Below are 4,409 nucleotides of genomic sequence, written 5' to 3'. Positions count from 1 at the left end.
TCGCGCACGATCGCCTGCGCCAGCACGGTGGCGGTGGTGGTGCCGTCGCCGGCGGTGTCGTTGGTCTTGGAGGCGACTTCGCGCAGCATCTGCGCGCCCATGTTCTCGAACTTGTCCTCAAGCTCGATTTCCTTGGCGACGGTGACGCCGTCCTTGGTGATGCGCGGTGCGCCAAAGCTCTTTTCGATGACGACATTGCGGCCCTTGGGCCCCAGCGTCACCTTCACCGCGTTGGCGAGAATATCGACGCCGCGCAGCATGCGATCGCGCGCGTCTCCAGAAAATTTTACGTCCTTGGCAGCCATTGTGAATTCCTCCTGATGAATTGCAGTGCGGTCGTTTGCCGCGCGTCCTTACCGTCATTGCCGGGCCAAAGTGCGAAACGCGTCTTCGACCAGATGACCCGGCAATCCATCGTCTTCGCAAAGACTCCTCCGAAGAGGATCGATACCGGGGTCAAGCCCGGGCATGACGAGCAGCGTGCGGCGGCGGTGTGGGTTGGTTAGGCGAGCACGCCCATGATGTCGCTCTCCTTCATGATCAGGAGTTCCTCGCCGTCGAGCTTGATCTCGGTGCCCGACCACTTGCCGAACAGCACGCGGTCGCCGACCTTGAGGTCGATCGGGATCAGCTTGCCGGATTCGTCGCGGCCGCCCGGCCCGACCGCGGTGATTTCACCCTGCGACGGCTTTTCCTTGGCGCTGTCCGGAATGATGATGCCGCCCTTGGTCTTTTCTTCGGCGTCGATACGTTTGACCACGACGCGGTCATGCAGCGGACGAAATTTGGATTTAGCCATGACGGTTCCTCTTGCAGGCTGGTTTTCGGATCTGGTGCGAAGCGAAAGTGGACCGGAATACGGGCGTTTTCGACACCGCCAAAGGGGCAAAACAACCCGTATCCCTTAGCAATCGCGCTCTCGGAGTGCTAATTGTGCGGCCGGGAATATGGCTTGACGCGGTTCCTGTCAAGCAAAGGGGAGTTAATCCGTTGGTGAGGCAGATATAGGATGTTGGAGGAAACCAAATCGGAGCGCCGGCGTCATTTATCGGACGTCATTGCTCCGACAGCAGTTTTAAGCTTGGTTGCAGGACGGGTGCGGCCACGAATTTGCTTGGGGGAATGCCATGTTCACGTCATTTAGCGCGCGGACGGTTGCCAATCTGGGAATCGCCTCCGCGCTAGCGTTATTCCTGGGCGCGTGCGGAAGCTTCAGCCTGCCATCCTTGTCATCGTCGCCCGAACCGGCCCCCGAGCCGGGCATGGCGCCGGACATGCCGGCGACCATTCGCGCGGACGAGATTGTCGGCCGCTGGGGTCTCGCCTCCTACCAGAATCCCGCCGACCGCGCGCGCACCGAAGCCGCGGCGAAGGCGCAGTGCAAACAGCCCTACGTGATCGGAGCCGGCTCCTCGGGCGGCGTCATTATGCACCTCGCCGACCAGGCGACACCGCAGGAACTGCGCCTCAAGGGCTCGCCGGGCGGCAAGAACTTTATCGGTCCGCCCGGACCGGCCGGCGGCGAACAGGACCGCGAGATCGTCTCGTTCGACGGACGGGTTCTGATCACCCGCTTTACCGACAAGGACGCCGCGACCCGCTACGGCAACATGGTCTATGTCCGCTGCTCCCCGCGCGCGTAAGGGTTAGCCTTCCCCGTCTCTGCGTACGTAGACAAAACGACGAAGCTCGATGCTTTGCATCGCCCCGGAATGACGAACTGAAACAAGAACGCCGGCATCTAGCCGGCGTTTTGCGTCTTGTCAGACAGACAAACCTCAGTCGAACAAGGCGTCGATGTCGTTCTGCGAGGCGTGACCTTCGTCGCCGTCCAGTTTCGGACCGTTCAACAGCTTGGCGTCGCCTTCCCGATCGTCGACGATCGGGGGCGCGTGCGCCTTGATCGCATCCACGCCGCCCCAGATATCCATCATGACGGTGATGTGATTTTCAATGAATTTCATCGTGGTCATCACTTTGCTGATGCGCTGACCGGTCAGATCCTGGAAATTGCAGGCCTCGAAGATGGAAACGACGCGTTCCTGGATTTCCTCGCTGAGGATCTTCTGCTGATCCGGCGAGGTCACCTTGGCCAGCGCGCTCGCCGCGTTATCGATCGCTTCCGCGGCTTCGAGAATCTGCTGGGTAGCTTCTTCGGTGCCGCCGACGACCGCGCCGAGTTCGCCGTTGACCTTGGCCATTTCCTCGCCGTTGAAGCTCTTGCCGTGCAGCACCGCGATTTCGCGCTTGGTGCGGTTGATGGCGTCGTAAATCAGATCGAGTTCCACCTTGAGCTTCTCGCACTGCTCGATCTGGGCGCGATAGGTTTCCAGAAGGGCATGGGCCTCGGCGACCTCGCGCGTAACCGATTCATCGAGGGTTTCCGCCGCCGCGCTGCGGCTGACGCCGCCACCGCTGCCCATCTGCGCGCGGATGGCGCGCAGTTCGCTCATGATCTCGCGATGCATGGGACCGACCTCGCCGTCGGCGCCCGCGGCCATCTGCGCGTCGCCGCCGATGTATGCTTCTTCGATACGAAAACGTCTGCGATGAATCGGCATGAGTTGTTTCCTGACCTGCACTCCCGTAGTTTTATACAGATGCGATTTAACATCGGGTTCACGCCGGAACAGTTGCGAAGTGCGCGGTTTTCCGCCGCTCACCAACGATTAACCATGCGCATCCGCCGTTCATCGAAAATAAACGCTACCGGACAAAACCGCGCCGAGTTGGCGAAATGGTGAATCGAAAAGCCGTTTCTGTTTACCAAACCGATGCGGTTTTGATTTTAATTGATGGGGTGCAAGGCGCTTCGAAAGCGGGGGGCGCTCCCGTAACAATAGTTTCACGAACAGTTTCAACAAGACGAAACAGTACAGAGTACGTCGATGTTCAAAAGAATGTCTCTTGCGCTCCTCGCGAGCGCGTCTTGTCTCGGCGCCGGACTTGATCAGGCGCAGGCCATCGAAGCCGCGGCCGCCCCGGAACCCAACGTGATCTATGCCGATCAAGCGCCGCCGCCGGCACCGGTGCGAATGGCCTATGCCGAACGCTCCAAGATGGGCGGCGGGTTCATCGAGTTCCTGTTCGGCGATGGACCCAATCAAGGCGATCGCTATCAGCAGCAGCCCGACTATCAGCGACCTGTCTATCCACAGCCGGCCTACCAGCAGCCTGCCTATCAGCAGCAACCGTCCTACCAGCCGCAGGGCGCGCTGCTGCCGCAGCAGGAAGAGGCCATCGATCCGGGACAGCGCCCGTTCGATCCGAAATTCGAGAAACAACTCGTCGATTATTCCGGCAAGGAACGACCCGGCACCATCATCGTCGATACGCCCAACAAGTTCCTGTTCCTGGTGCAGGGCGATGGCAAGGCGCTGCGCTACGGCATCGGCGTCGGCAAACCCGGATTTACCTGGTCGGGCATCAAGACGGTTTCTGCCAAAAAGGAATGGCCGGATTGGACGCCGCCGGCGGAAATGCTGGTGCGCCGTCCCGATCTGCCGCGGCACATGGAAGGCGGCCCGCAAAATCCGCTAGGCGCCCGCGCGATGTATCTGGGGTCGTCGCTCTATCGCATCCACGGCTCCAACGAGCCCTGGACCATCGGCACCAACGTCTCGTCGGGCTGCATCCGGATGCGCAACGAGGACGTGATCGACCTTTACGGCCGCGTCAATGTCGGCGCCAGGGTGGTCGTCATCTGATTGCAGCACGGCTTGGAAAACTGGAACGGCCGCCTGATCGGGCGGCCGTTTTGCCTTGCATCGTCGGGGAGCAGATCAGGCGTAATCGCTGTCGCCGTCGCCGCCGAAATCGTCGGAATCCAGATCCATGTCGTCGCGATCGCCGTCATCGTCGATTGCCTGATCATCGTTCGACGCCGTATCGAACAATCCGGCGCGCGAATTGTCGTCACCATGGCCTGCGGATGACCCGATGTCGTTGATCCCGGCGTCGCGCGCCAGCGTGCTGCCGGATTGGTCGCTCCAAGGGGTCGCGCTCGTACCTCTGTCGCCGAGGGCTGCGGCATCGCCGAAGCCCTGATGGCTGCCGCCCATCATCGAGCGGATGCTGCCGAGCAGCAGCGATCCGCCGACCATCCCGGCGGCCGCGGCCGCCGCGGTGCCCAGGAACGAGCCGCCGCCGCCCATGGGCGGCTGGGGCGCGCCATAGGGTTGACCGTAGGCGGGTTGACCATAGGAGGGCTGACCCGGGTCATAACGTCCCGGCGATTGCGTCTGCTGCATCGCCTGGCCGCTGTTCCAGACCGGGCGGCTGGAAGGCGGCGGGACATTCGGCACCGAGCCATGCGGTTGTTCCTGCCCAAAGATCGCGTCGCGCATCGAATCGAGGAACCCGCCGGATGGCTGGTGTGCGGGCGCGACGCCGGCCTCCAGTTCCTGGAT

General features: G+C 61.9%; 6 protein-coding genes. 2 read left to right on the top strand and 4 right to left on the bottom strand.

Annotated elements, in window-relative coordinates:
• Positions 1-305, bottom strand: a 305-nt coding sequence (locus tag QZ213_RS25135; RefSeq protein ID WP_291688769.1) for a TCP-1/cpn60 chaperonin family protein, incomplete at its 3' end; no start/stop codon positions are given.
• 197 nt (positions 306-502) lie between these two features.
• The gene (locus tag QZ213_RS25130; protein ID WP_291688768.1) at positions 503-799 is read right to left on the bottom strand and encodes a co-chaperone GroES; all 297 of its coding nucleotides are present in this window, start codon (positions 797-799) and stop codon (positions 503-505) included.
• Between the two features lie 328 nt (positions 800-1,127).
• Between QZ213_RS25130 and QZ213_RS25125 the strand changes: the two genes are divergently transcribed.
• Positions 1,128-1,643 carry a hypothetical protein gene (locus QZ213_RS25125; protein ID WP_291688767.1) on the top strand — a complete coding sequence of 172 codons (516 nt, stop codon included), beginning with the start codon at positions 1,128-1,130 and terminating at the stop codon, positions 1,641-1,643.
• 135 nt (positions 1,644-1,778) lie between these two features.
• Here QZ213_RS25125 and QZ213_RS25120 read toward each other — a convergent pair whose 3' ends face one another.
• Positions 1,779-2,561 (bottom strand): protein phosphatase CheZ, encoded by a 783-nt coding sequence (locus QZ213_RS25120; protein ID WP_291688766.1) that lies wholly within the window; start codon positions 2,559-2,561, stop codon positions 1,779-1,781.
• Positions 2,562-2,888: 327 nt separating this feature from the next.
• Here QZ213_RS25120 and QZ213_RS25115 point away from each other — a divergent pair, with 327 nt between their 5' ends.
• Positions 2,889-3,707, top strand: a complete 819-nt coding sequence (locus QZ213_RS25115; protein WP_291688765.1) for a L,D-transpeptidase — start codon at positions 2,889-2,891, stop codon at positions 3,705-3,707.
• 75 nt (positions 3,708-3,782) lie between these two features.
• On the opposite strand, the gene QZ213_RS25110 is transcribed toward QZ213_RS25115, so the two are convergent.
• Positions 3,783-4,409, bottom strand: a 627-nt coding sequence (locus QZ213_RS25110; protein WP_291688764.1) for a DUF2076 family protein, incomplete at its 5' end; no start/stop codon positions are given.

Source organism: Bradyrhizobium sp. (assembly GCF_017881085.1).
Lineage (GTDB): Bacteria > Pseudomonadota > Alphaproteobacteria > Rhizobiales > Xanthobacteraceae > Bradyrhizobium.
The sequence above is the reverse complement of the archived record's forward strand: the minus strand, read 5'-3'. Positions and strand labels throughout refer to the sequence as shown.